General features: G+C 63.3%; 26 protein-coding genes. 4 read left to right on the top strand and 22 right to left on the bottom strand.

Annotated features, from left to right (window positions below):
* Window positions 1-13 precede the first annotated feature (13 nt).
* Entirely contained in the window at window positions 14-688 is a 675-nt protein-coding gene (locus JW929_00160; protein MBN1437795.1) for a TIGR01906 family membrane protein, read from the top strand.
* A gap of 155 nt (window positions 689-843) precedes the next feature.
* Window positions 844-3,261, top strand: a complete 2,418-nt coding sequence (locus JW929_00155; protein MBN1437794.1) for a hypothetical protein — start codon at window positions 844-846, stop codon at window positions 3,259-3,261.
* 1,012 nt (window positions 3,262-4,273) lie between these two features.
* On the opposite strand, the gene JW929_00150 is transcribed toward JW929_00155, so the two are convergent.
* A complete protein-coding gene (locus JW929_00150; GenBank protein MBN1437793.1) occupies window positions 4,274-5,380 on the bottom strand; it encodes an alpha/beta hydrolase in 1,107 nt (368 codons plus the stop codon).
* Window positions 5,377-5,694, bottom strand: a complete 318-nt coding sequence (locus JW929_00145; GenBank protein ID MBN1437792.1) for an RNA-binding protein — start codon at window positions 5,692-5,694, stop codon at window positions 5,377-5,379. Before JW929_00145 ends, JW929_00150 begins: the two co-directional genes overlap by 4 nt.
* 184 nt (window positions 5,695-5,878) lie before the next feature.
* On the opposite strand from JW929_00145, the gene JW929_00140 reads away from it, so the two are divergent.
* Complete coding sequence (locus JW929_00140) at window positions 5,879-6,781, top strand: hypothetical protein (protein ID MBN1437791.1); 903 nt, start codon at window positions 5,879-5,881, stop codon at window positions 6,779-6,781.
* 85 nt (window positions 6,782-6,866) lie between these two features.
* Here JW929_00140 and JW929_00135 read toward each other — a convergent pair whose 3' ends face one another.
* The 8 genes from JW929_00135 to JW929_00100 form a co-directional block, all read right to left on the bottom strand.
* On the bottom strand, window positions 6,867-8,345 hold the full coding sequence (locus JW929_00135) for a GNAT family N-acetyltransferase (protein ID MBN1437790.1): 1,479 nt from the start codon (window positions 8,343-8,345) through the stop codon (window positions 6,867-6,869).
* Between the two features lie 22 nt (window positions 8,346-8,367).
* Complete coding sequence (locus tag JW929_00130) at window positions 8,368-8,808, bottom strand: HIT family protein (GenBank protein MBN1437789.1); 441 nt, start codon at window positions 8,806-8,808, stop codon at window positions 8,368-8,370.
* Window positions 8,809-8,877: 69 nt separating this feature from the next.
* Window positions 8,878-9,882, bottom strand: a complete 1,005-nt coding sequence (locus tag JW929_00125; protein MBN1437788.1) for a hypothetical protein — start codon at window positions 9,880-9,882, stop codon at window positions 8,878-8,880.
* A gap of 53 nt (window positions 9,883-9,935) precedes the next feature.
* A complete protein-coding gene (locus JW929_00120) occupies window positions 9,936-10,799 on the bottom strand; it encodes an ABC transporter permease subunit (GenBank protein ID MBN1437787.1) in 864 nt (287 codons plus the stop codon).
* Window positions 10,800-10,832: 33 nt separating this feature from the next.
* Window positions 10,833-11,747, bottom strand: a complete 915-nt coding sequence (locus JW929_00115; protein ID MBN1437786.1) for an ABC transporter ATP-binding protein — start codon at window positions 11,745-11,747, stop codon at window positions 10,833-10,835.
* Window positions 11,748-11,902: 155 nt separating this feature from the next.
* The gene (locus JW929_00110; GenBank protein MBN1437785.1) at window positions 11,903-12,475 is read right to left on the bottom strand and encodes a GNAT family N-acetyltransferase; all 573 of its coding nucleotides are present in this window, start codon (window positions 12,473-12,475) and stop codon (window positions 11,903-11,905) included.
* A gap of 19 nt (window positions 12,476-12,494) precedes the next feature.
* Window positions 12,495-13,202, bottom strand: coding sequence for a class I SAM-dependent methyltransferase (locus JW929_00105; GenBank protein ID MBN1437784.1), 708 nt, complete (start codon window positions 13,200-13,202; stop codon window positions 12,495-12,497).
* Window positions 13,203-13,326: 124 nt separating this feature from the next.
* A complete protein-coding gene (locus JW929_00100) occupies window positions 13,327-13,668 on the bottom strand; it encodes an SdpI family protein (GenBank protein ID MBN1437783.1) in 342 nt (113 codons plus the stop codon).
* 279 nt (window positions 13,669-13,947) lie between these two features.
* Here JW929_00100 and JW929_00095 point away from each other — a divergent pair, with 279 nt between their 5' ends.
* Window positions 13,948-15,348: an amidophosphoribosyltransferase gene (locus JW929_00095; GenBank protein ID MBN1437782.1), complete on the top strand. Its 1,401-nt coding sequence runs from the start codon at window positions 13,948-13,950 to the stop codon at window positions 15,346-15,348.
* A gap of 274 nt (window positions 15,349-15,622) precedes the next feature.
* Here the strand turns inward: JW929_00095 and JW929_00090 are convergent, their stop codons facing one another.
* The 12 genes from JW929_00090 to JW929_00035 all read right to left on the bottom strand — a co-directional run bounded on the left by JW929_00090 (window position 15,623) and on the right by JW929_00035 (window position 25,867).
* On the bottom strand, window positions 15,623-15,961 hold the full coding sequence (locus JW929_00090; GenBank protein ID MBN1437781.1) for a DUF3795 domain-containing protein: 339 nt from the start codon (window positions 15,959-15,961) through the stop codon (window positions 15,623-15,625).
* A gap of 224 nt (window positions 15,962-16,185) precedes the next feature.
* Complete coding sequence (locus JW929_00085; protein ID MBN1437780.1) at window positions 16,186-16,383, bottom strand: hypothetical protein; 198 nt, start codon at window positions 16,381-16,383, stop codon at window positions 16,186-16,188.
* Window positions 16,384-16,645: 262 nt separating this feature from the next.
* A complete protein-coding gene (locus JW929_00080) occupies window positions 16,646-17,959 on the bottom strand; it encodes a dienelactone hydrolase family protein (GenBank protein ID MBN1437779.1) in 1,314 nt (437 codons plus the stop codon).
* Window positions 17,956-18,393: an SUMF1/EgtB/PvdO family nonheme iron enzyme gene (locus JW929_00075; protein ID MBN1437778.1), complete on the bottom strand. Its 438-nt coding sequence runs from the start codon at window positions 18,391-18,393 to the stop codon at window positions 17,956-17,958. Before JW929_00075 ends, JW929_00080 begins: the two co-directional genes overlap by 4 nt.
* Before the next feature lie 12 nt (window positions 18,394-18,405).
* Window positions 18,406-18,786, bottom strand: coding sequence for an SUMF1/EgtB/PvdO family nonheme iron enzyme (locus JW929_00070; protein ID MBN1437777.1), 381 nt, complete (start codon window positions 18,784-18,786; stop codon window positions 18,406-18,408).
* Window positions 18,787-19,021: 235 nt separating this feature from the next.
* Window positions 19,022-20,212 carry a hypothetical protein gene (locus JW929_00065; protein ID MBN1437776.1) on the bottom strand — a complete coding sequence of 397 codons (1,191 nt, stop codon included), beginning with the start codon at window positions 20,210-20,212 and terminating at the stop codon, window positions 19,022-19,024.
* A complete protein-coding gene (locus tag JW929_00060; protein ID MBN1437775.1) occupies window positions 20,209-21,081 on the bottom strand; it encodes an aminoglycoside 6-adenylyltransferase in 873 nt (290 codons plus the stop codon). The genes JW929_00065 and JW929_00060 overlap by 4 nt, the downstream gene beginning before the upstream one ends.
* A 238-nt stretch (window positions 21,082-21,319) precedes the next feature.
* A complete protein-coding gene (locus JW929_00055; GenBank protein MBN1437774.1) occupies window positions 21,320-22,138 on the bottom strand; it encodes a hypothetical protein in 819 nt (272 codons plus the stop codon).
* A complete protein-coding gene (locus JW929_00050) occupies window positions 22,122-23,159 on the bottom strand; it encodes a hypothetical protein (GenBank protein ID MBN1437773.1) in 1,038 nt (345 codons plus the stop codon). The genes JW929_00055 and JW929_00050 overlap by 17 nt, the downstream gene beginning before the upstream one ends.
* A gap of 26 nt (window positions 23,160-23,185) precedes the next feature.
* Window positions 23,186-23,932: a hypothetical protein gene (locus JW929_00045; protein ID MBN1437772.1), complete on the bottom strand. Its 747-nt coding sequence runs from the start codon at window positions 23,930-23,932 to the stop codon at window positions 23,186-23,188.
* Between the two features lie 254 nt (window positions 23,933-24,186).
* Window positions 24,187-24,921 (bottom strand): SDR family oxidoreductase, encoded by a 735-nt coding sequence (locus tag JW929_00040; protein MBN1437771.1) that lies wholly within the window; start codon window positions 24,919-24,921, stop codon window positions 24,187-24,189.
* Window positions 24,922-24,964: 43 nt separating this feature from the next.
* Entirely contained in the window at window positions 24,965-25,867 is a 903-nt protein-coding gene (locus tag JW929_00035) for a hypothetical protein (GenBank protein MBN1437770.1), read from the bottom strand.
* Window positions 25,868-26,528: the final 661 nt, after the last annotated feature.

Here is a 26,528-nt window from a genome sequence, read left to right as displayed (position 1 = left end):
CGCGGGAGATCCCATGAAGACCGCCGTACGAATCTTCCTAACCTTGGCTTTCCCGCTTGTAGTCTTCCTGGCCTGGGTTCGGATCATGCTGCTGCCATTTTTTGTGGAATGGGAATACCGCCGACCGGGATTTCCCCCCGACAGCTACGGGTTCACGACCCAGGAAAGAATCCGGTGGGCGAATATCTCGCGTGAATACCTGCTGTCGGATGCGGGCGGGGATTATTTCGCCGGCTACCGCCTGGCAAACGGATCGCCACTGTACAACGAACGCGAAGTCGAGCACATGGTCGACGTCCAGGTTCTGGTCCGCGCCGCCAGGATCCTCTTGACCGCTTTGGGGCTGTTTTTTCTTGCCGGATGCGGATTCCTGCTGTGGAAGGACCGGACGCTTCTCCGCCGCACCCTCGCCGCCGCCGGGATCGGGACCTTCGGATTCCTGGTCGCGGTCCTGATCGTCGTGGGGCTGGCCTGGGATTGGGCGTTTGTGACGTTTCACCACGTCTTTTTCACCGGCGAAACCTGGCTCTTTCCGTACACCGACACCCTCATCCGCCTGTTTCCGGTGACGTTCTGGCAGGACGGATTTATCGCGGCGGCGGCCGGCATGCTCTCCACCTGCCTGGCCGTCTGGTTCATCGCCGGCATCCTCCCGCGCCTGTGGAAAAGGCGGAAGCCGGCGGCCTGAGGAACGCCGGGACGCGCCGACCCTTGGGAACCCTTAGGGTCGGTGCGGAAACCGCCAAAATTTCCGTTCTCGGGTATCATTTAGGAGATGTCCTCCGGGGGAAGGACGAGGGAGCTGCGCAAGATAAAACGCGTATCTGCAGTCTTTGGAGGCGTATGAGGTTTCGATCCATCCTTTCCCGGCCGGGGATCGCTTCCCTGCTGGCCGCGCTCTTTCTCGCCGGTTGCAGCGGGGGCGGCGGCAATCCGTACCCGATCGCCACCCCCTTGCCCCTCCCGACTTTTGCCGTCACCTTCCTGGTCCGCGTTCCGGCGGATACTCCCGAGGGCGATAAGGTGGTCCTGAACATCCTCGACGAGGTCACCGGTTTAACGCTCAATCCGATCCGCTACGAAATGAAAAAGGCCGACGCCGGCTTGTGGCAGCTGCAGCTGGATTTCCCGCGCAACGCGCTCGTCCATTACCGGTACAGCCTGCAGAGCGGCGAGGTTGAGGCCTCCTCCGGCTCGGCGATGGTGGATTACCGAACCTACTACGCTTCGGGCAACAACCAGGTGGAGGATACGGTCGCGCATTGGACCGGGACCGATTTCCACGGAACCACCGGGCGGATCCGCGGTTTGGTCCGCGACGCGGTCAGCGGGCTGGCAATCCCGGGTTTGACGGTCGGGACGGCCGGCATGCGCACCCTCACCGACACCAACGGGTTCTATATGCTCAGCGGGGTGCCGACCGGAAAACAGATCCTGATCGCCTTCGACATGGACGGCGGCTACCGCCCGTTCATCCAGGAGGCGATCGTGGCCGACGGTCAGGACACGCCGGCCAACCTCGCGCTCTCGCCGTCTCCCCGGGTGACGATCTCCTTCCACGTCTACGTTCCGCAGGCGGAAACCCCGCCCGGCGCGCAAATCCGGATGGCGGGCAGCCTGCTCATGCTCGGCAACACCTTTCTGCCCGGCGCGGCCTCGACCATGGTCGAACCGGCCCGCGCCCCGCTCCTGACCCCGCTCGACGACGGAACCTACATCCTCTCTCTGTCGCTTCCGGTCGGGGCGCACATCCGCTATAAGTACACGCTGGGCGACGGATTCTGGAACGCCGAACGCGACTCGCAGGGACGCATGGTGCTGCGCGATTACATCGTCCCCGAGTACGACACCATCGTCGAGGACGGCGTGATTTCCTGGCGGTCAAGCGCCAGCGGATCCGTCACCTTCAACGTTCTCACGCCGGCCGGAACTCCCTCCTCGGAAAAGGTCTACATTCAATTCAGCCCGTTCCAGGGCATCTGGATGCGCCCGATCCCGATGTGGATGACCGGGCCCCAGCAGTGGACCTATTCGCTGGAGAGTCCCTTGGAATGGCCGGGGCCGATTTCCTACCGCTATTGCCGCAACGGAATGTGCGGCGTGGCCGACGATCTGGCCACCGCCGGCGATCAGGCCGCCCAGAGGCAGTTCCAGGTGACCGCCGATCCGCAGACGACCGTGGATACGGTGCCGGGCTGGACCGCCTGGCCGGATACCGCCTCCGCCCTGCATCCCGCACCGTCCGCCGCCATGCCCGCCGGCCTGCGGTTCGGCGTGGTGTTCGCTTCCGAGCGCTGGGCGCCTCCGTATGATTCCGTCATCTCCGACCTGATCTCCCTGCGCGCCGGAACCGTCTTCCTCAGCCCACAATGGTACCTCGGCGCGAACGCCCCCCTGCCGGAGATCCGCTTCCTTCCGGAATTGGCGTCCCCGCTGTATCAGGACGTGGTCGCCCAGCTGGCCCATTTGCGCGCGGCCGGAATGCAGCCAGCCCTGGCCCCCGCCGTGGAGGCGCTGACGGGGCTGACGTCGGATTGGTGGGATACCGCACCGCGCGACACCGCCTGGTGGGATTCCTTTTTCCTCTCGTACGCCAACCTTCTGTTCACCTACGCCGACGTCGCCCAACAGAACGGTGTTGAAGAATTGGTCATCAGCCGGGCGGACATGCTCCACGCCATGCCGGGCATTCCGGGCACGCCGGCCGACATCGAAACCCGGTGGCGCGTGCTGGTGCGCAACATCCGCCTGCGGTATGCCGGGAAGATCGCCGTCGAATATCCGCTGACCGACGCCTTCCCGGCGGTGCCGCAGTTCTTCGACGAGATCGACGAAATTCTGGTCCGCGTCAGCGGCCCGCTGGTTTCCGGAACCAACACGCCCGAGGAGATGAAATCCGCCGCCGGCGCCTTGCTGGACGAAAAACTGGCCGGCCTCCGTGCGCTGGGCAAACCGATCCTGCTTGCCCCGGCCTACGCCTCCTTGGGCGGAGCCGATGCTGGTTGTCCGCGCGACGCCATGGGCGCCTGCCTGCCGCTGTCGCAGATCCTTTCGGGCTCGAACTTGGCGCTGACGCTCAACCCGGATTTCGACGCCCAAACCCGGTCCTACCAGGCGCTGCTGCTTGCGGCGGCCGAGCGCGATTGGATCTCCGGCTTTTTCTCTTGGGGATATTATCCGGCCGTCGCATTGCGCGACGCTTCTCCGTCGATCCACGGGAAACCGGTGGAGTTATTCCTGGCGGGGATGTTCAACCGCTGAAACACCGCGGGGAATGTCAACGCCCCGGCCGTCCGTCGAAACCCATCTTGGGGTTTTCCGCGAAGTGTAAGGACGGCTTGGCAAAGAAATTCCCCGCCGCCGGCAGTATGCCGCTTCCGCGCGGTTTCGGCGGGATGCCGTTATTCCTCGCTGAAAGCCCGATGCGTCCGCCCCGCTTCATTCTCCCGCCCGCTCCCTTCGCTTCACGAGTGCGGACGTGAGGGCGGGCACGGGCATAGCCCTTTAGCAAATACTGATCCTTCTCTTGCACACCCCTGGGTCTTTCTTAATTCTGAGATTACTGAAAAAGGCGGTCGAGTAGCGGTTTGTGCGTACCGAGACCACTGAATGACGGCTGAACAACCTTGTTCTTCGATATTTCTGTGGTCTCGCAACGCCCCTTCGGGGCTACTCGACCAACTATCCGTACTTTTTCAGCGATTTCAATCCGCTCGCCCCGAGACAAGAAAATCGTCAACGGTCGAAAAAAAATTTGTTACTCCTCAGCTGGCGATCGTCATACCGGCGTCCGCCCTCGGCGTGTTCTTTGCCGGAGGGGAATTAGCCGGCATCCAGGGAATCTTCAATAGATACAGGACCCCGCGGCTTCGAACCCCGCTTCCCTCGCTCCCCTCGCTTCGCGAGGGCGGGCGCGAGGGCGGGCGCGGGGGAGCCACGCCGGGGTGACGGATAAAACCTATTACACTGGTGGTGTTGTATTGAGATTATTCAGTTGAAATAAGATGCCTGAGGAGTAACATTTTCCCCCATCCCTTCCTGGCGTCATTGTCCTGTGCGGAGTGCGGGACAGACGTTCCGGGATTTTTTCTCCCAGCCCCTCTCTCTAGATTGACAGCTTCGAAGAAGCACATCCTTTTTCGGCTCTTATCGGGCCTGGAATCTTGTCCTGAGCATTTATCCCGAGCACCTGTCCCAAGCGAAGCGAGGATAAGCGACGGGCGGGCGAATGAGGGGGAGGCTTTGGCGATCCGTTTTCTTACTCGCGGTCCCATCAGCCTTCCGCGGACGGCGCAGGCGTTTTCCTCCCGCCCATCCATTCCAGCAACAACGGATAGACTCGGCCGATCGGTTGACCGGGCTGGCCGGGATCGACGAAATCGTGCTCCAGCTCCCAGGATTCATCCAACCGGCGAATCGCAACCGATGCCCCGAGGCACCGCCAGCGGTCGACGATCCGGCAGGCCAAGGAATTGTTCACCGCCCAATCCCGAGGATTGACGATGAGCAACAACTCCTTGCCGGCGGGGGGATTGCGTTCGGCGCGCCGCCGGGCGGCGGCACCCATCCGGAGGATTTGACTCAGGGCGCGGGTCGAGAACCGCGGGTAGGTATAATCCGGCGTCCCCGCCATCCGTTTCCCCGGGTGAAACCAGCTGAAGAAATTCGGAAGGGCCGAGAACAGGTTGACGGCGGGGACCGTCAATCCCGCGGGGACGGGTTTCAAACCGAACACCGGCGCCATCAGGACCGCGGAGGGAATATCGGGGCGGGACGCCCAAACCCAGGCGCTGACCACGCCGCCAAGCGAGATACCGGCAAAGGTCACCCGCTCGCCCAATCCGCGGGCGATATCGGCCGTTTCATCCGCGTACTCAGCCAGTTCCTCCGCCGTGAGGCCCGCATGTTCGATGGTCATCCGATCCGGCAAGCCGTGGCGGGGCAGATTCGCAATCAACACATTGAACCCCGCCTGAAAAACCAGTTCCCCGAACTTGGCGAACTGCTCCGGGCAGTTGGTGTACCCATGGACGAAAACGACCGCCTGCTCGGTCCGGCGCCCATGGGTCAGAAACCGGATGCGCGCCTCGGGAAGGACGCGCGCCGCCTCCTTCGCCTGCCACGCCAAGATCCTCGCGACGGCCTCGGCGTAATCCCGCGCCGGACGAAGGCGGGGGCGGAAGGGAATGTCGGGCAAGGGACGAAAAAGGAAGGCGCCGGCGGCGAGGACGCACGCGGCGAGTAGAATAATCCAGCCGGTTATCCGCTCCTCCTCTCCAATCCACTCGGAAAAAAAAGCGCCCGGCCGGAGATTCCGGTTGGGCGCCGATATTACGGCAGAAAAAACGGTTCCCGCCGGGGCGGAAAGGTTTCCGGTCACCAATCCCGGCGAAATCCGCCGCGGCCGCCCCCGCGCCCCTTGTCGAATCCGCGCCCGCCGCGGTCTTCACGCGGCCGGGCCAGGTTGACGGTCAGGGCGCGCTCCCCCAGCTTGGTTTCTTTCAGCATGCTGATCGCCTGCTGAGCTTCCGCCTGGGTTTCCATCTCCACGAAGCCAAATCCCTTGGAACGACCGGTGTCGCGGTCCTTGATGATCGTGACGGATTTGATCGAGCCGGCCTGCGAAAACAGATCCCGCAAGTCCTCCTCCGTGGTGGAATACGGCAGATTGCCAACGTACAATTTCGTCTCCATTGCTTCTCCATTGAAGCCGGCGAATGAGTCCCCCTGCAGGGGAACAATGAGGATGGAAAATAAGTGTATCACAGGATGGAAAATCCGGGCGGGAAACAAAAGTCCCTTGTGCAGTCCCGCGCTTCGGGCGCCGCCGGCTAAACAATCCGCACAGGCGATGTTAGAATGTCGGCCAGGATCACGAATGGCATCCTTACATTCCCCGGCTCCGCTCCGGATTGGTGCGGTTGTCGTCTGCGGAGGCTTCCTGGCCTGGATGTCCGCCGGTTGCCATCCGCCGCCTTCCCCCGCGGCGGGCACGGCGGCGCCCCCCTCCCCCGTCGTCCACACGGCGGTCCACACCGTCGAAGTCACCCGGATCGTCGAAATCCCCGTGACCGCCAGCCCGTCGTTCACGCCCGATACAAGTCCGACCCCGACCGGAACGCCCACGACCACCGGCACGGCCACGGCCGCATCCACGCCCACCCCGACCCCCACCTACTCCCCGCCCCGGATCCGCGTCCGAATGTGGTCGCAATGCCGGTACGGCCCGGGAGTGGGCTACCTGTACGAGTACGACCTGTTTGAGGGCAACCTGATGGAAGTGATCGGCTGGCGGGAAATCCTCGCCCAGAAGCAATCCGGAATCTGGGAGCCGAGCGTCTGGTTGTATGTCCGCGCGGTCGGAGGGGTAAACATCTGCTGGGTCAATTCCTCGCTGGTGGAAGTCGTCCGCGGGGACGTGTTCGACGCGCCGCCTTACACCTCGCTGCTGCCCGCCTCCGAACTCTACCGGCCGGTCAGAGTCGTTGAAGCCTGGCGCGACGGGAACAACGTCACCGTCATGTGGCAATCGATCTGGATGACCGAGGACGACTACCGCGGCTACCTGGTGGAAGCCTGGGTTTGTCACGCCGGACAGCTGTATTTCGCCCCGGTCGGCTACACCGGAGTCAACGTTGCCAATCCCGCGGTGGTGATCCCCGACGAGCCCGGATGCTCGCAACTTTCCGGAGCCAGGCTCTATGCCGCCGAAAAACACGGTTACACTTCCTGGATCCAGGTCCCCTGGCCCGTCTGGGATCCGTCGCCCCAGGCCGTCTGAAGAAATCCACCAAAAGCACGAGGGTTTTGCACAATCTATTCTGGATGCCCTTCCGGTGTCTCTGCGAGCACTTCGCGGATTCGATTTAATCCCCCTCAAGAACACCATACTCCTCGAAGTCGCCGACCGGTCGAAATCCGATGTTCATATAAATGCGGTTGGAGATCGGATTGGCCAAATCCGCGAACAAGGTGCAAAAGGCACGGCCTTCAGACAACATCCGGCGGCAGAGCTCTCCGACGCAGGCGGTGGCATACCCCCGGTTGCGGAAGTCCGGCGGCGTGTAGACCATGCCGATGCAGATTCCGCTTTTCGTCGGACGGGTGGAGACGGCCATGCAAACCGGTTCGCGATCCTCCCAAAGGTAAAGCTCTCCGTCCCCCAGCCGGTATCCCGCCGAGCGGCGGGATTCTTCAAGATCCGCCTTGCCGAACATCTCAACCCGCGCCGCATGCCACCATACCCGCGCCGTCTCGAGTTCCGCGGCCGACGCCTGCCGCAACCGGCCGCGGGCGCCGACCGCCGTCTCCACGCCGGATAGGCTGTACAACCGCAGCCGGTGTTCCGTTTGGAAGCGGCATCCGCCGGCCGCCGCCAGTTTCTCACTCACCGCCCCGGCCAGCGGACCGGGACCGATTACGCCGGAGATTCTCCATCCCTCATGGATCAGAGATGCCGCGAGCGCCTCCGTGCTCTCTCCCCATGCTTCGCCTGCACCGGCAACGATCAGTTTCTGCGGCGGGGTCATCGTCGCGGCGAGGGCCGGGGCGCCCGCGGCCTCGACGGTTTTCAAACACACCTTGGGAGGATAGCGTTCCGGGTGCTTCACGATCTGGCCGCAGATTCCCAGCATCAAGCTGTTCAACACTTCGCGGGCTTCCAATGCCGGCCCGGCGGAAGCGAGGAATTCGACGGCGTCGTTGTAGGAGTGGACTTTCATGCTTTCCGCCGACCGTTTCAACGGACTGCCTGAGTTGCGAAAATCAGTTCTCTTTGAAAATTTTTTACGGTGGAAATAATACCAGGCCGAGGGATGCCCTGTTCCCTGCTCGTAGCGCCACAGGACGAAATCCTTCGAAAAACACCGCCCCACATTTTCCCGCGAGACGCCGTCGGAATCCCCGGGGAAGGCCGGCTGCCAAGCGTACAACAAATAGATCCCCCCCGGCCGGATCCAGCGCGCCAGTCCCGCCGCATACCGCTTCCGTTCCTCCGGAGATAATCCGTGGAAACAACCCATGTCGAGCGCCAAATCATAGGGGCCCGGCAAGGACAGCGAGGCCAGATCGGTCACATCCGCGACGATCAGGGTCGGGGAGAACGAGCTAAGCTTCCGGCGGGCTTTGGCGATCGCGCGGGGGGTGAAATCCACCCCGGTGACGCGCCATTCGCGCTCCGCCAGAAACCTCAGGTTGGTCCCCGTTCCGCATCCGATGTCGATCGCCCGTCCGGGAGGAAGATCCGCGATCGTCCGCACCAACTCCGGAGCGGGGATGCCCGTATCCCAGGGCGGGTGAAACCAATATTGAATCGAATACCAAAGCCGGAACAAATGGGATTTCATGCCGGACCCCGGGGCGACGGTCTTAAGGCCGGGGAATCGATGTCATCGCGGAGTGAATTCGGCGCGCGCATTCATCCAATTCCCGGCGTTCGGGGAGTTGCGCGTATCCCGGATTGAACTGAAATCCAAAGCCGTCTCCGGCAAACCGCGGGATGACGTGCATGTGCAGATGGAATACCTCCTGACCGGCCGCCTCCCCGTCGGCCAGGATCAGATTTACCGCTTCGCAGCGGATGCCGCTCCGCCGAAGGGCTGCGGCCACCTTCTGCGAGACGGCGGAAACACGGGCGAATGCCTCCGGCGCAATATCGGAAAGAGACGCCCAATGGCGTTTCGGGATCACCAGCACATGGCCGGGATTCACCGGCTGGATATCCATAAACGCCAGAATCTCCTCGTCTTCGAAGACCACGGAGGCGGGAGTATCCCGCCTGATTATTCGACAGAAGATGCATGTCTCCATTCGGCGGCACCCATTCCTTCCATCCATGAAAAACGCCGTTCTGAATCTGGACGTTTTCGCGAAAAACAACTAAACACTTGCCCCCAACGCCCGCAATGCCCTCAAAGTCACCCATTTGCTGGGTTTCTTTTTTGGGCCGTAATCGATCCACGTCTTCCCCGCGTACCCGTATTCCAGGAGCCATCGGCCCTCTTGGGTCCGCTTCCCCTCCACCAGGCCGACGAGGTTTTTCAACCGGCGGTCCGCGCCGCATCCCAGCGCCGTCAGGACCTCGAGGATCTGCAGCACATCGGTGACGTAAAAGACCGGAAACCCGAACTTAAACCAGCTCTGGCTGGGCTTGGCCGTCCATCCGCAGGGGTAGGCGGCGGTGGCGGGATCCGCGCTGAAGAGGAATTTTTTCCCGCGGTCGATCGCGCGCCGGATCAGCGGATTTCTCTTTTTTTCGGGGAGGACGCTGAAGGCGCGCATCACCTTCACCGCGCCCCAGGCGCAGGGCTTCTTGTTGTTCGATCCGCAGGCGAAATCCGGACCGCACTGGCCCGCGTAATAGCGGCGTTCGGCGTTCTTCTCCGTCAGCGGGGCAATCCCTTCGCCGGTGACGCTGCGGGCCATCCACTCGTACGCGCGGTCCAGCCGCGGATCCTCGCAGCCCAGCGCCGCCAGCGCCCAGACCATATTGCCCTGCAGGCAATCCGCGGTTCCGGAGGGCGCGCCGGATGCGGTGACCTGGCCGCCCGGCGCCAACCCGTGGTCGAGGAAATATCCGCAAGCCCGTGCGATCCGCTTGTCCGCCTCGACCGATCCGCCGAGTTCCGCCAGCTGGATGATCGACCACACCGTGGAAAAATATTTCGGGTTGTACCCCGGGCCGCTCTTCGACCAATAACCTTCGGGGGCCATCTTGGAGAGGATCGCCGCGATCGGCCCCTCGGCGTGCGCCCGCTTCCTTTCCTTCGCGGCCCCTTCCCGGTCCCGACAAAGATCCCGGAGCGCGAGGCAACGCGCGCCGGGATCCTGCTTTTCCAGAAGCCAATCCACCGCGCTGCGGATTTCCTCGGGAGCCAAAGGCATGCACCCTCCTTTGCCGATTTATCCATCGATTCCGGCGCGGAGGGAGGCTTTTCTTAATCCTCCGCCGCCGCTTTTCGCTTGCCAAAGACGAAGGCCGGAAGCCCCCAGCCACCCTCCCCGCCCACGCGGATGTCGCGGCGTTCGAAGCGCCACCAAGCCACGATTATAAACAGCGCCGAGATTCCCAGCATCACCCCCCACTCGCCCCAGTTCATCTCCTCGATCGCCAAGCCACCCTGATAGTATCGGAACGGCAGGATCTTGGCCAGCGGCTCCAGCACGTCGTCGATCTGCGCCAGGGCGTTGATGAAGTAGCACGCCACCAGCGCAATCCCGGACGCCATCGCCGCCATCCGCCGCGAAGGAAGCAGCATGCTCAGCAGCAAGGCCAGGGTGCCGAAGAGAATCAGGATGCCCAGCAGCGACACCATGGGCAATACCAATTCCCAGAGACCCACGTCCATCTTCGTTCCGGGGACCGCGGCCGCGAACCCCAGCCAAGTGACGGCCAGGATGGCGGCGGTGGCGGCCAGAAACGCCAGCAGGCGGGCCAGGAACAACGCCGTCCGGCCGACGGGATGACCCAGGATGAGATCCAACGTGCCGTTCTCTTCGTCTCCCGCCAACAGCCCGCTCCCCCCGAGGATGGCGAAGATGCCGATGATCAGAGGCATGTAGGAGTAGAATTCCAGGTTCAGAAACCCCGCCGGCGTGAACATTTGCGCCGCATCGCTGGTGGCGAAGAACGCCCACATCTCCCTGGGGTAACTGCTCATCAGTTGGATGTAGTTTTCCTTTTGCTCGGCGAGGGTGTCGTAGAAAACCGTCAGGAACGCCGCGAGAGTCCCCAACGATAGCCCCCAGCCGATGATCTGCCCGCGGAAGCGGGAAAGGGAATTGGAAAAGATCGCCGTCATCGCAACCTCCGGATAGTGCGGATCGAATCGCCGTCAGGATTTCTTCTCCGGCCCGTCCGTATAATAGGAAAGGAATATCTCCTCCAAACTGGGGCGTTCGGATTCGAAAAACATCACCGGATAGGCCGCCAGGGCCTTGATCAACCGGTCCATCTCGCCCTCGATCTGAATGGTCAGGCTCCGGCCGTTCTCCTGGTCGAGGATCGTGATCCCCGGCAGGCCTGCCAGATCCTTCGCGTCCACCTTCTCTCGGAACCGGATCCGCGCCCGGAGGAGCGAACGCCCCATCAGCGCCGCCTTGTCGGCCACCTCCGCCAGGATCCCCTTGCGGATGATTCCCACGCGGTCGGCGATCTCCTGCACTTCGCTGAGGATGTGCGAGGAGAAGAAAACAGTCGCCCCGTCTTGGCGGGCTTCCCGAACCAGCCGCAGCACTTCGCGCTGGACAAGCGGATCCAAACCGAAGGTCGGCTCGTCGAGAATCAGCAATTCCGGCTTGTGCATCAGCGCCTGGACCACGCCGACCTTCTGTTTGTTCCCTTTGGATAAGTTGCGGATCGCTTGGCGCAAGTCCAGATGGATCCGTTCGCAGATCCGGCCGATGTGGCCCCAATCCGCCTTCCCGCCCCGCAACCGGTTCAGGAACCGCAGTGCGCCTTCGACGGTCATGTTTTCATCGAAGTGCAATTCGCCCGGCAGATATCCGGTGCGGGCCCGGACGGCGACCGGATCCTTCCGGGGATTCAACCCCAATACGCGCACCTCTCCGCCGTTGGGGCGGATGAGATCCAGCAGACAGCGGATGGTGGTCGTCTTCCCGGCCCCGTTGGGCCCCAGGAATCCGAAGATCTCCCCCGGCTGCACTTCCAGGGTGAGGCCGCGCAGGGCGCGGGTGATGCCGTAGTTCTTTTTCAATCCGATGGTGTGGATGACGGCGGATGTTTCCATTTCGGCACCTCGCGGGAGAGCAGGGGATCAATTGAGAACAACCAAGCGGGAGTACTTTCAATTCGCACAACCGGATGATGCAGGCCGCTCCGGCCAATTATACGTACGGTTCAGCGAAAGCCGGAGTTGCATTCGGGCGGATCGACCCCCATTTGTCACCGGGAATCCGGCCCGTCCGCCTGTTTCCTCACAAGGAAAGCCTCCCGGGGAATGGAGAACACCGCGTCATCCACCCGTTCTCCGCGGATGACCCATCGGCCCGGAAAATCCGCCACCCGGCGCATGCCCGCCCGCTCCAACAGCCGGATGGACGCCGAATTGCGCGGATCGGCGGAGGCGGTGATCCGCTCCATCCCCATCGCGTCGAACAGGTACCGGAACATCTCCCGCAAAGCCTCCAAAGCGTATCCGCGCTTCTGAAAGGCGGGGGAAAGAGTGATCCCGATTTCGACTTCGGCGGGAGCATCGGCGGAAACATGCGCGCCGATGTCTCCGATCATCCTCTCCTCCGCCCTGGATACGATCGCCAAGGAATACCAGGCGCCGGGCGTTCCGGGCATCAGGGCCGATTGGCCGCGGATATAGGCGCGGATCTCCGCTTCGTCCGCAGGGCACCAGAATTGGTACCGCCAAACCTCCGGCAACGACCGGTAGGCGAACATCCCGGCGGCGTCCCGGATTTCGAGCGGCCGGAGGAACAGGCGGGAGGTCGTCAGACGGAGGTTCATCGCGCCGCCGCCGGGAAGGCTAGTCCGGCTTGGTGCACAGATACGCAACACCGAATTCGCGGTCCGGCTCAATCCGGTCGATCCGGAATCCGGCCCGGGTCAGCGATCCTTCCATAATCCAATCGTAGGTGCTGAACTCTTCGCGGATATGGGTTTCGGCTTCGGCGGCGAACTCGGCGCCGACCTGTTTTCGCATGGAATTGATCCATGCCTCAATCGGCCCGCGGAAGTCCTCCATCGCCCCTGGGAAAACGATGTCGAAAAGGCGGAGCCGTCCGCCGCGCCTCAGCATTCGGTGCACCCGCCGCAGGCCAAGGTGCTTCCAAAAATCCGGGAGGTGGTGGAGGACGGCGGTGGAAACGGCCGCATCGACCGGATCCGCGTCGTGCTCGTAGGTGAGAAATCCGCCGCGGTGGAAAACAAAGTTCCGCAGATCCCGTTCGGCGGCCCGGCGGCGGCAGTATTCCAGCATGGCCGGGGAAACGTCGACCGCGTATACCTTGCGGAGAAGCGGCGCGGCGTTCAAAGCGAAAGCGCCGGTGCCGCAGCCGATATCCACCACGCTGTGCTCGGACGTCAATCCCAGCGCGTGCACCACGGCTTCGGCTTCCTGGCGGTAATCCCGGAAACTCTGGTGGCGCCGATCGTACACGGCCGCCTGGGCCGGATCGGAATAATCGCCCCCCGCCGGACTCGTCTGATCGTGGAACCAGGCCGGCGGTTTCATCGATTCTCCTTTTCGAAAGCGAGCTGATCTTCCGATTCGCCGGTTTCGGCGGAAACGGATCGAGGCGGGCGCCTCCTCCGCCGCCGCGGAGGGAAACGGTTTTCCACGCATGACGCGGGGCGGCTTACTTCTGGCTGTCCATGGCGCGCAGATAGCGGATGGATTGCACGAGGGCCAGGGTGAACGCGGCGGCGAAAACTCCAAGGCATCCGAACGCGTACAGGCCGAGGGGAATTCCGGGGAGCAGCGCCAGGCCGATCGAACCCAGGATGGAACAACAGCCGACCAAGGCCATCCACTTACCCGCATACGCGTTCACCGGGTACCAAAGCTCCGGATCCTCCATCGTCCAGCGGACCCGGAATCCATAGAAGGCGTTCGGCGGAATCCGGCGCAGGATCAAGGGGAGGGAAAGCGCGATCAACAGCGCCCCTCCGATAATGTAGATCGCCTTGAGGATGGCCATGAGTCCTCCCGCGGCCCGCGCGGACAATCCCCCGGCGGAGTTCCGCACGGCCGATCATCCCAGCGAGAATATCCTGCGCGGTTATTCTATCAAAAACCGCGGTTCGCTTCCGCCGGGATTGTGCGCGCACCGGAATTCCCCGGCGAAGCCGGATCCGCGGCCGGCGGCGGACGAAGGCCGGCCGCCCCGGCCGAAGACGGTCCCCGCGTCCGGCATATAGGCAGAATCCGCAAGAAGCGTTAAACTTGATCCATCCCACCTCGCAGAAGGAAAGAATTCATGGGCGGTTTTTTCGGCGTCGTCTCCAAAGAAGATTGCGTGAACGACCTGTTCTACGGGACCGATTACCACTCGCATTTGGGGACCAGCCGCGGCGGCATGGTGGTGCTCGGCAAGCGCGGGTTCGAGCGCGCCATTCACAACATCGAGAACACCCAGTTCCGGTCAAAGTTCGAGGACGACCTGCGAAAAATGGACGGCAACCTGGGCATCGGATGCATCAGCGACACCGAAGCCCAGCCGCTGATCATCCGCTCGCACCTCGGCCACTACGCGCTGACCACCGTCGGCCGGATCAACAACATCGAGCCGATCGCCAAGCAGGCTTTCACCGACCACACCGGGCATTTCCTGGAGATGAGCGGCAGCGAGCTCAATCCCACCGAATTGGTGGCCTCGCTGATCGACCAAGGCGCCTCGTTCGCCGAAGGAATCCGGCGGGCGCAGTCGATCATCGACGGTTCGTGCTCGCTGCTCCTGCTCGCGTCCGAGGGAGTCTACGCCGCCCGCGACCGGTTCGGCCGGACTCCGGTCATCATCGGGGAAAAGGAGGGTGCGTATTGCGCCACCATGGAAAGCTGCGCCCTCGCCAATTTGGATTTCCGCTTGCACTACGAACTCGGTCCGGGCGAAGTCGTGCTCCTCACCCCGGACGGGATGCAGAAGCTCATCCCCGCGGGCGACGGCCTGCGCATCTGCGCGTTCCTGTGGGTGTACTACGGCTACCCGGCTTCCTCCTACGAGGGGGTGAACGTCGAGGTGATGCGCAACCGCAGCGGTGCGATCCTCGCCCGCCGCGACAGCGTCGAGGTGGATTTGGTGGCCGGCGTGCCCGATTCGGGGATCGGCCACGCGATCGGATACGCCAACCAAGCCCGCATCCCCTACAGCCGCCCGTTCGTCAAATACACCCCCACTTGGCCGCGCAGTTTCATGCCCCAGGACCAGCACATCCGGAATCTCGTGGCGCGGATGAAGCTGATCCCGGTGTTCGACCTGATCCAGGGGAAGCGCCTGCTGTTGTGCGAGGATTCGATCGTCCGCGGCACCCAGCTGCGCGAGACGATCGACCGCCTGTACGACTACGGAGCAAAAGAGGTGCACATGCGTCCGGCCTGCCCGCCGCTCATCTTCGGCTGCCGCTTTCTGAATTTTTCGCGCTCGCGCTCGGATTTCGACCTCGCCGGCCGCCAGGCGATCCGCGAACTGGCGGGCCAGGAGGAACCCAATCTCGCGGAATACGCGGTCCCGGATTCCCCCCAACAGCGGGCGATGGTCGACCGCATCCGCACCCGCTTGAACCTGACCAGCCTGCGCTACCAAACCCTCAACGACATGGTGGAAGCGATCGGATTGCCGAAGGAGAAAGTCTGCACCTACTGCTGGGACGCCGCGGGGTAACCGTTCCTTCAACGGCGGATGGACCTGGAAGGAAGGGGGGCTACCCGAACGGAGTCCTCCCGCGTGTCCGGATCGCCATGCCCGCACCTACCCTCGGTAAGTTCTCCACCGGGGGCGAACTTGGGCGGAACGCATCGAATCATAGAAAAACACCGGACTCCCAGCTTCGACCACTTCCGCTTCGCGAGGACGGTCGCCGGAGCGGCGAATAAAATCAGGAACGCAGGCATCGCTTTTTTCATGGAAATGGACAGCCTGAGCAGTGCCGGTTGTTCTATGGAAGTGAACGGTCTTGGCAGGTGCTCCGGTTATTCCTCAATTCCTCCAACCGCAGAAAATTTTCGTACGGCCTGATGAAACAGAGGTAATCCTCCTCGGGGATGCCCTCCCCGCGTTTCTTTTCCAATTCCGCGCGGTCGACAATTCTCCCCCTCAGCTTTTCACAAATGTATTCCCCGCACTCGGCGCAATGCTCCAACCCCTTTTGCAGGACGCACGGCCGGACCGGACATTCCGCATCGATCAGGACGGGAGTATCCGTCCGACAGCCTTCGCAATCGATCTTTTCCGCCGGGATCCGGAAGCCGAAATACTTGCGCCACCCGTCGCTCATTTTTTCCGGTTCGGGGGGCGGCATTCGACGTTCGGACGAAAGGCCAGGCACAGATCGCAACGATATCCGCAGCGCGCCAAAATCGGTTCCATCCGTCCGCTCCCCGGTTTCCGTTTCGCCGCGGCGTTCCCGAAACCGCCAATCCCGCCCAAGACATCGGGAGACCTCCCTTCCTGCCGGAAGGCGGTCTCCCGAAAGATTTCTCCCGCTTTTACAGGAGTCGTTTACCGACTCTTCCGTTTTTCCTTCTTTGCCTTCTTGCGGATATCCGCGCCGTGGGCCCGCTTGTAGGTCTGGATGTCCTTGAAGCGGCCCTTTTTATCGCGGACGGCGTAGAGTTTCGTCCCCTTGGAACTGCGGTGAGTCGTCCGTTTGGTTCCGGTGGTTTTCTTCTTCGCGCGTTTTACGGGTTTCTTTGCCATGACTGCTCCTTTCATGTTTGTTTCCTGTTCCATCCCGGAGGCTTCCCGTGCGGGCGGATCCTCCGATGCTGTCCGCCGCCGGTCGCCGACTGCATCTCCATTATATAGGATTCGCGCAAGCGCGTGCGCGCCTCCGTCTCCACGGAAGCCTCTATGCGGGCTTGCCACGGAGTTGGCGCCGGCATCGCCGGGACGGTGCTCGCCCGGAAATCTCCGGCCGTACTCCACAGCCGGCCCGAACGACAGCGCGAAGCGGATCCGCTTAACCGCGGCGGTGCTGCAGCAGCCAAGCGTAAAAATCATCGTCGAGATAGGTCCTTGTCCACACATCGTGATCGCAGCCTTCCAGCACCGTGAACTTCACGTCCGCCCCCGCCCGGACCAGGGCCTCGACCGCGCGTTGCGCCATACCGAGAGGGACCGCGGCATCTTCCGCTCCATGGATCACCCAAAAGGGCAGATCGCGCGCGGCCGCCAGACCCTCCGGGGCATACAGGTAAGCCGCCAGCGGCGCGACCGCGGCGAAAGCCTCCGGCCGATGGCGGGCGAACCGGTAAGCCGCCTCCCCGCCCATGCTGATCCCGGTGAGGTAGATTCGGCGGCGGTCCACCCGGTAATCCGCCAGCACCTGCTCCAGCGCTCCGTCGAGATAGGGTTCGGGGAAGGATGCATAGTCCGCGGAATCCCCCAAGAGCGGAGCGGCGATGATGAACGGGAGCGGCCCCTTTTCCCGGATCATCATCAGCGGGCTGGCTTTCGCCAAGCGGAAGGGATTGTCCCCGCGGTCCCCGGACCCGTGCAGAAAAAATATCAACGGCCAGGTTTTCTCCGGCCGCTCCTCATACCCTTCGGGGAGGTAGACCAGGAAGCCCTTTCCATAGTAGCGGGAAAGCCAATCGTCGCGGTAGAATTCGGCGCGGATGCGCTTCTCCGCCAGATGCGCGGTATAATCCCGAAACACGCGGAACGCACGCCCGCGCCCGAGCTCGACCGGCCCCCAAACCTCTCCGGAAGATGTTCTTGTCCGCCATCCTTCGAGCAGGCCGCTCAGCGGGTCGAGTGCGAACCGCCAGACGAACTCCGCGCCCCCTTCCTCAAATCTCCATTCGACGGCGGCGGGATCCCCCGGCACAAACCGGAACTCGATTTCCATAACCTGGGACGGATATTGGAGGTCGGTTCCGGCCCACCAGTAGGCGCTTCCCCCGTGCGGCGAAATGCTGCGGATCGCAAGCACGTATTTCCAATCCCGTTTTACCGGCGGACCGTAGCCGTAACCTTCCCAGCGTCCGAGAAAGGCTCCGCCCCCGGCTTGCGCATCCGGAGCCTGGGAATGCGCTACATTGCCGAATATCAGATACTCCCGCCCCGCCGGATCCGCGGGGGAATGCACGGCGTCGAAATCCCCGGGGTCGAAATTTTTCATCCCGGTTTGTTCGAGCGAAAGCGCCGGCGCCGGGACTCTTCGGAAGAGGACACTGAGGAAGGGTATCAGCAGGAGCGCCGCAAGGACCGGGATTCCGATCCGCAGTCGCCGGTTGCGCCGCAAGGCGGATTCCTGCGGAGAGGATTTCATCCCGTCTCCGCGCAGCGGAATCCCTGGCCGCTGCTCCGGTTGCCCTTGAGGTAGCGGTACCGGACCGCGGTGCGGAGGTATCCGGCGGGGCGGGTCCAAGAACCTCCGCGTAGGATCACATACTCGCCCGTTTCCAGCCCGGACGGGTTCTCGTCCGGCGAATGGGCGTAGTAATCCTCGCCGTAGAAATCGGCCACCCGCTCCCAGACATTTCCGGCCATGTCGAGCGCGCCGTACGGACTCGCCCCCTCGGGGTAACTTCCCGCCGGCGCGGTCCAGGCGTACCCGTCGTCGGCGCCGAGGTCGGCCGAGGTCAGATACGCGTTGCGGTCGGCGAAGTTCAGCAGGCCGCCCGCCGGCAGCCGGCCGCCCCACGGATACGCGCGGCTGTCGGTTCCCCGCGCGGCCTTCTCCCATTCGGCCTCGGTCGGCAGGCGCCGCCCGGCTCAGGCGCAATAGGCCTCGGCGTCGTAATGGCTCACCTGCACCACCGGATGGCCGTCGAGTCCGAGGATGTCCGTCCCCGGGCCGCGCGGGCGGCGCCATTCCGCTCCGGCGGTCATCCGCCAATCGCGCGAGAGCGGATTGAGGGTGATTCCGCCGCCCAGCGTCTCGGCGGTGGTCACGTAGCCGGTCGCCGCGACGAACTGCGCGAACATCGCGTTGGTCACCTCGGTCCGGTCGATCCAGTACGCGTCCAGCCGCACCGTGTGCTGCGGCAGTTCGTTTTCAAACCACGACCGCGAGCATCCGGGGCACTCCGCCAAAACCCGGTCAAGGTCCTCCTCCGTCGATCCCATCCGGAAGGCGCCCGCCGGGACGTACATCTGGCGCATCCCGTCCCGGGGAGAGCGGCGGGAGACGGGCACGGTTGCCGGCGCGGGCAAATCTCCGAAATCCGCGGGCGAGCAGGCGCAAAGGACTGATGCGAATAGAAGGAAATAAAAAACGGCGGGAGGAACCGCCCCGCCGGGACGCGGCGGAAGCCACGGCCTCGTCCGGCCTCGTTTCGTAGACTCAAACCGCCCTCCTTGAACCCTCGTGCTGCGTTCGACACGGCGTTCAGTTCCAGGCAATCTCCCCCCGATTGATCACCCCGGGGTCGTTCATCAGCTCGGCGGCGAACAGGTTGTCGACCAGCGACATCTTGAAGCCCGGCCAGCTGTTCCAGGAAATCCAATACGCGATCCGCGGATAATCCTCCCTCAGCCTTTGGATGATCAGGCGGTTGTCGTGTCCTCCGTCGGCCGCGCCGAACCCCCAGCCGTATTCGGCAACTCCGACGGGTTTGCCGTAGGCCAGGAAATCCGCATACCCCAAAACCGTCAGACGGTCGTCGTAGCTGGTGCCGGCGACGACGTCCACGAAGTCGCCGCCCGGATAGGGAAACGCGGACCAGGCCTGGTTGCCCATCGGCGAGAAGACCCACAACAGATTGTCGAGCCCTTTTTCGCAGGTGAAATATCGGAAGAGGTCGCGCCACAGGCGGATGTATCCCTCGTGCGAGTCCTGCAGGCGGCCTTTCGGCTTCGCCCACCAGAATTGATCCCCGTTCATCTCCTGCATCGGCCGCCACAAGACCACCACGCCCGCTTCCCGCAGTTCCGCCAGCGCCCGCGCGATCCGGTCCAGCGAAGACGTCCAGTATTCCCGCAAGCCGCCGCCGGGCAGCAGCTCCGCCAGATCCGCGCCGGGGAATTGGGTTTGGATGCCCGCCCCCCACGGATTGACCGGACTCCAGGAAACGGCCGCCAGGCCCCCGGCGCGCCAATGCGAGATCAGCACCGCGTTCGCGGCGCTCAACCCGGCGGAGTCGAACATCCGGGTGTATTCGTAATCGACGTGCAGGATTCCGATCCATTCCCCGGATGCGGCGTGCAAATCGCCGACGTAGTGTCGATACGCGTCCGGACCGCAGATGCCGCCTGCCTGCGGGCAATCCTGCCCCGAGATCACGCCCGGGGCGTCGCCCCAGGTGAGCTGATCAAGGTACGTCCGGACCTGCTCCGCGTCCGGGGAAAGCGCCCGGGCACACCCGGCCGCCGCAATCGTCGGTCCAGCCGGCACCGGTGCGGTTTCCGCCGCGGCAATCCCATCCCGGGATCCGCTGCAGCCGGTTGCCAGCAGGAGTACCGCGGGCAACAGCAGCCATTTCGGCCGGTCTGTGAATCCGTTGTGGATGCCCTTCGCAAAGGAAAATACGCGCGCCGGATTCCAACGGCCGGCGGCGGTCCGGCGCGGTAAGCCCGTCAACCGTACATCTCCTCGGCGTCGGCGGGCAGCGCGCGCACGTGCCGCAGATGGGCCGTGACCCGCTTGTCGTCCCCGTGCGGGTATTCGTACCCGAAGTGCTCCGCCACCGGAACGGCCGTATCGCGGAACAATTCCCCCATCGCCGACAACGCCTCCCAGATGTGGTCCACCTCGGCATCGGAATACGTCCGCAGGAATCGCCGCCACAGTCCGGGCTCGAGTGTTTGCTCGAGGTATTTTCCGTAGGCTCCCGTGTTCTTCGAGAATTCCGTCTTCACCCCCACGTGCCAGACGGCCATCTTCATCCACTGGTCCCGCAGGACGACGTCCAGAAAATACTTGGCGTAGACGATCTGCCGCCTCCACAAACCCTTGGCGACGTACGGACTGCACCACCAGAACTCGTTGCAGCAATCCCGGAACTCCCCTGCGGTCGGGGGTTTGGGAAGGTACCCGCTTTCGTCGGGGGGCGGAAACGCCGGCAGGATCCCGTCCTTGTCGAGCAGCGCCACGCTCAGGCTGTCGTGCAGGAATTCCTTCAATTGGGATTGCGGACAGATCGTCAGGTCGATCCGGTTTCCGTCGGCGAATTGGGCCAGGAAGGCGAACCATGCATCCGCGGGCGCCGGCGGATCCCGCATCTCTTCGGGGATCTGCAGGATCATGAGTTCGCCGAAGCGCCGGATCCAATCCCGGTCGCGCCGGAAGGAGGCGGCTTCGGAGACGACGTAGATCACGTCGAAATCCCGGAACGGATCCCGCGCCGCGTGCGGATTGACGCGCGACCCGTTCAGGATCACCGCGCGGATCCGTTCATCGGCTTTCGCGACGCCGAGGATCAGGTCCAGCATTTCCTTTTCGTTGCGCATCCCGGACGATCCACTCCCTCCAGAGTGTGCGGACTCCGCGCGCGGCCGCGTTGCGAAATTAACGGCGTTCCGGTGCCGGTCAGGCATCCGATTCTCCTCCAGCAGCGCCCCTTCCCCGGCGCCAACCTTCGCAAGACGGAGGCATTCGGGGAGAATCCAGAAAGGGCTCGGCGCTGGAAGCGAAAAGGCGGACCAACGCGGCGGCGCGTGATTTTTTCAAACCGACTCGAGCGCCGGATCAGGCAAAGACAGTCATCTCGAAGAACTGGAACGCGGCGTAATACGACCAGGCGCCCAGAACCTCGCCGCCCAGGGGCTGGGCGAACAATCCGGCGTTGCCCTCCGTCAGGCTGCCGTCGGCAACCTCCGCCACGGTCGTTCCGTTCACCGCGGCGGAGACGGTATCCCCCCTGCAACTCAACTCCAGGGCATTCGATTCGCGGATTTCACCGCTGGTTCCGCTGCCGAGGTTGGTCCAGGCGCCATCGACCTGTTTGTACAGCCAGTACCGGCCGTCCGTGGAGATATGAAAGGTGTAGTAATTCAACGGATCGCCGCAGCGGCATACCAATCCAAAAGCGCCGTTTTCGTTCATCCCCAGGCCTTCCGCACGCACCACCGTATCCTTCAGCAGCAAGGAGAAGGCGTGAGGCTGAAGCGAAAGCAGGACTTCGCTGTCGCTGGCGAGGTAGAATTCCATCCGGTACGCGCCGCCCTCGGCCCGGCCCATGGAATACCGTTCCGTATCCTCCTCGGCCCATCCGGCGGGAAGGTCGAAGTCGTCCTGGAAAGTCTCCTGGGTGATGAGGGGCCGGGTGGATTCCAGCGTGGCCGCGGGGGCTTGGGGAGAGACCGTCGCCGCTTCCGCCGTCGGAAGCTCCTGCGCGGCAGTCGCGGACGGCGGTCCGCCCCCCGGCGGGGTGACTTTAACAAACGGCTCCCGGGTGGGATTCCCCGCTCCGCCGCAGGCGAATCCTACCGCGCAAACCGACCCGAGAATTACAAACCGCAGACGGGAACCCGCTTGCCGCACATTTCCTTTACCCGTGGTCTGCATCGCTTCCTCCTCCGGAATCGGCCTCCGAACGATTTCGTTTCGGCCGCCGCACGATCAGCGCCAGCGGCAGCAACCCCAGGGGCGCCAAACCGCCTCCGCACGGGCTGCCTGCGGTCCCGTTGTTGCACAGGCCGGTGTCCGGATTGCATCCGGCCGCTCCGCACTCGTCCTTGCGGAAATAAGCGCAGGCGCCGTCCGCCGGATCGCAGGCCGGGTCCGAGTAGCTCACGTCGCCCTCGCAAAACGCGGGGTCGCAGGTCACGCCCTCGCACCGATTGACGGGTTCGGGCCGGTTGCATTCGCCGGTGCCCGGATTGCATCCGATGCTGCCGCAATCCTCGAAGGAGGGGTAGACGCATCCGCCGGTTTTCGGGTCGCAGGTTCCGCCCTTCCACAGGGTGTTGCCTTCGCACTTCGTCGTAGGGCAATTCACCCCCACGCACAAGGGAATCTGCATCGAGGCGCGCACCTCGACGGCTTTTTCCAGCACCTTGGTGCACAGCGCCGTGACCTGCGCCGCCGGCGCATACAGCTTCTCCTTGGGCGCGGTCACGGTGACTTCGCAGAAGAATCCCAAATACCGTTCCGGCGGGGTGTCGATGTTGTTGTCGCCGTCGCGGTTCATGTCGAAGTTGAATTGGAAGTACTGCGAATTGGTCGGCGGAATGCACCCCCCCGCCTCGCTGCAGCCGCTTCCCCATTGAAACCCTTCCGTCTCCCCGAACGGCGTTCCGTGCTGGTTTCCGGCAAAGACGTAATAGGAGACCGGATAGACGTCCCATTTGATCATCGAATAGACGCTTACATCTCCGGATTTCTCCGTGTGCGAAACGGACCATTTCCCGTTCGTCCGTTCCGTCCAGCCCAGGGCTTCCGCGGCCAGGTCCAGGACCTCGGACCCGGGCAGTTCCTCTTCTCCGGGCCGCGGGGAGGCTTCCGCCGCGCCCGGACTTGCCAGCAGAATCAGGCCGACGGCCGACAACCCGGCCAGCCAAACGGGAAAGCGGATTGGTATACGCATGGCTTTACTCCGATCCATCCGAGGGTCTAATCCACGCACAGGCTGTCTTCCTTGGGGTCCTGAAACACCGCCTCCGTTTTCACTTCCTCCACCGTCCCGTCCGTCGCCACCCGGAGATCGACGGACGAGGTGGTGTGCGGCCCGCATCCGAAGAATTGATAATGGAAGAGGTGCACCCGATAGCCGCCATCCGTCTCGGCGACGTAGGTATCCTCGACTGTTGCGGCGAGGTACCGCAATCCGCGGTCGAAGCGCAATCCGTATTGGGCGGAATAGGGGCCGTGCGCCAGCGCGTAGGCCAGCGCTTCATTGGCCGAATCGACCGGGGCGAACGCCGCCGCGAAATCCTCCCGGGTGGCGAGCAGTTGGAATTCCCCGTCCCGGAAAACGACAAACCGCACGTAGGTCTGCGAGATCCCTCCGGTTTGATACAGGAACCCCTCTTCCTCAACTTGCATGACTCGTTCGAAATCTTCTCCGGAATGGCGGTACGAATCGAAAAGGCAATAGGCGATGGGAAGGGCAGGGTCCAATCCGCCGAAGAGGCCGTCGGGCCGTTCGATGCGGTCGCAATCGAAGGCCGCCAGCGGACTCCCGGGAAAGCAGAGCATCAATCCGTTTTCATCCGGCGGACAGCCCGCATCGGCGAAGGCGCTGAAATCCGAGGATAATTCCGGCCGGGGATGTTGGAGGAAGGTCGGCCGGGCCGTGCATCCGGCGCAGAGAAGCGCGAGGAAGCTCAAAGCCGCAATCCAGCCGTTCTTCCTGCCCATGTTCCTCCTCTGGAATCATTGGATTCCGGCGGACACATTAATGCAAGGGGACCGCGCGCTTGCGGGTTTCCGTCGAGCACGCGATCCCGAATTATTTACTGCCGGAAAAATCTCCCACACGGCCCCGTGGCTCATTATATAGCAGGCGCGGATTGCCACGGTACGGGGAAACGCAGAATATACGCCGAATTAACCCCGCCGGCGAGGCTTGCGTCGGGGGCCGCCGCAATGCGGGGGACCGCCCGCGGATTCGGCTAGGCGAGCGGCTCGGCCATCGTCCGCATCTGCACTTCGATGATCCGCGCGTTCGGCGACTGCGTGCAAGCCAGCAGGACGGCTCCCGCCACGTCCTCGGGTTCGAGCATTCCCGATTTGGCGACCCCCTCCTCCGTCCGCCCCTTGCCGATAGCGAACTCGGTCTTAACCCCGCCCGGGCAGATCACGCCCACCCGGATTCCGTGCGGCCGCAGTTCCTTGTCGATTCCCTGGGCGAAACCCACCTGGGCGAACTTGGTGGCGCAATAGGCCGCTTCGCCCGCGAAACCGTAGATCCCGGCCATCGAGGAGATCATCAGGATCGTGCCGGCCTTTTGGGCGATCATCACCGGCGCGGCCTGGCGGGTGAAGAGGAAGGTCGTGCGCATGTTGCTGTCCATCATTTCATCGTACTCTTCGGCGCTGGTATCAACCAGGTTCTTGTAATTGCCCACCCCGGCGTTGTTGATCAGAATGTCGAGCCGGCCGAACGCCTGCACCGCGGCGTCGACCGCCCGGCGGGCGGTTTCCTCCTGGCGGGCGTCGCCGGCGACGATTCCAGCCCTCGCTCCCGCCAGAGCAACTTCGGCGGCGAGCGCTTCGAGGCGTTCCAGGCGCCGCGCGGTGAGAAGTATATCCGCGCCCTCCGCGGCCAGCGCCCGGACGCAGGCTGCGCCGATCCCGGAGCTGGCGCCGGTGACGAGCACTGATTTTCCCTTCAATCGACCGGTCATGGATTCCTCCTTCTGTGAATGCGGCGGCGCGTCCGCCGCGCGCCTACCACAGATTGAAATTGTGGTCGAACTTGCCGATCCCGCGGATTTCGATCGTTTCCCCGCGCCGCCAGGCGGCGCCCTCGACGGCGCACAGGAGTTCATAATAATCGATATCGATGCTGGGAACGAGCGGCGGCAGACGCATTACGGAATGGTGGACATGCAGCGGGCGGACCGTCAGTTCGAGATCCGGCGAGCGGATCTGCCAGGGACGGACGATCTCGCCGGGTGTGAAAGAAAATTGGGCCGGCGAGGCCAGGTATTGCCAGCCGTCCGCAAGCCAGAGGCAGGTGTAATGGTGCGGGATCCCCGTGTCGTACAGGCAATCCATCACCACCCCGGCCGAATCCGGAGTCCAGAAGTGAAGCCAATTGGCCGCCGAATGGCGCGGTTGAACCCCCCAGGGATGCTCGAAGTATCCGTATCCCTGGAAGGGAAATTCGCAGCCTTCCAGCGCGATCCTCCCCTCGGCCGCGTTCAGGGGAAACTGCAGGATGCGGTAGTCGACCGAGCGCGCGAGCAAGCGGTTGGCGTGCGGGGGAGTGCGCGCTTGTTGTCGGCATTCGATCCGCAGGCGGGGCGTGCGCACGTCGATCTCCCATCCGTCCTCGGCCCGCCCGCGGAATGCAACCCTTCCCCAACCGCCCCGCGCTTCCACGTCAACGGAAGCGCCCGCCGCCGCCCGGAGGGAGCCCAGGTGCTGTTCCTCCCAGCGCTCCCCGCTCTCGTAATTGACCGTCAGCAGTGAGACGCAACTGCTGGGAAAACTCTCCAGGGCCAGGACCACAAAATACAGCCTGCGGATCTCATCCAGCCCCTCGAACGACCACCATTGTTTCCGCCGCGGTGCCGAAAGCAAACCGTGGCGGCGAAAATCAATCCGCTCCCTTCCTTCTCCGATCATTTTCGGCGCCCCATTTTCCGGCGGCGGGCCGCGGCGCTTCAAGGATGCCGCGATACGGCGCATCACATCCAATCGATTTTACACTGATCGCCTCGGTCGATACCCTCCGGCCGGGTGCCGGCGCGGCGTGGAACAGCCTCCTCGGGAAGCGAAGCGGCCCCAAGTCCGGCCGCGCCGCCATCCTCCGCAAAGCATCTCCGGATCGTCCGCAACGCTGCGGCATCATTTTGATTTCGTATCCGCTCGTTCTTCCGACGAGTCACTGTCCTATCCTCCTAATTCCCACGGGGCTTTTAACAGATTGAATCGTATTTACTCAGCCTGATGCAAGTATTGGAAAAATCGCTTAAAAACCGCCCAATTATTCCCCCCTCATCCCATCCTCCCGTCACTGTCCCGCGCAGAACGCGGGACAGTGACGGGATCCATTCTCCCAGCCCATCGCTTAAGCCGAAGGGCTGTGATCAAATGCATATATTCATCCGCAGACATGAGGCTGGGAAGCCGGTCCCGGCGCAATTCCGGGAAAGGTGCCCGAAGGGCGGATGAGGGGGAGGCTGAGTAGTAACATTGAATCAATGACTCCACTGCAAAAAGGTTGATCGAAAAACGAATCCCGGCCGAGTCCAAGGTGTTCTATTCCATGAACGAACCCCACCTC

The sequence above is a fragment of the Anaerolineales bacterium genome (genome assembly GCA_016928575.1).
Taxonomy (GTDB): domain Bacteria; phylum Chloroflexota; class Anaerolineae; order Anaerolineales; family RBG-16-64-43; genus JAFGKK01.
This window is presented reverse-complemented; position numbering and strand designations above follow the sequence as displayed.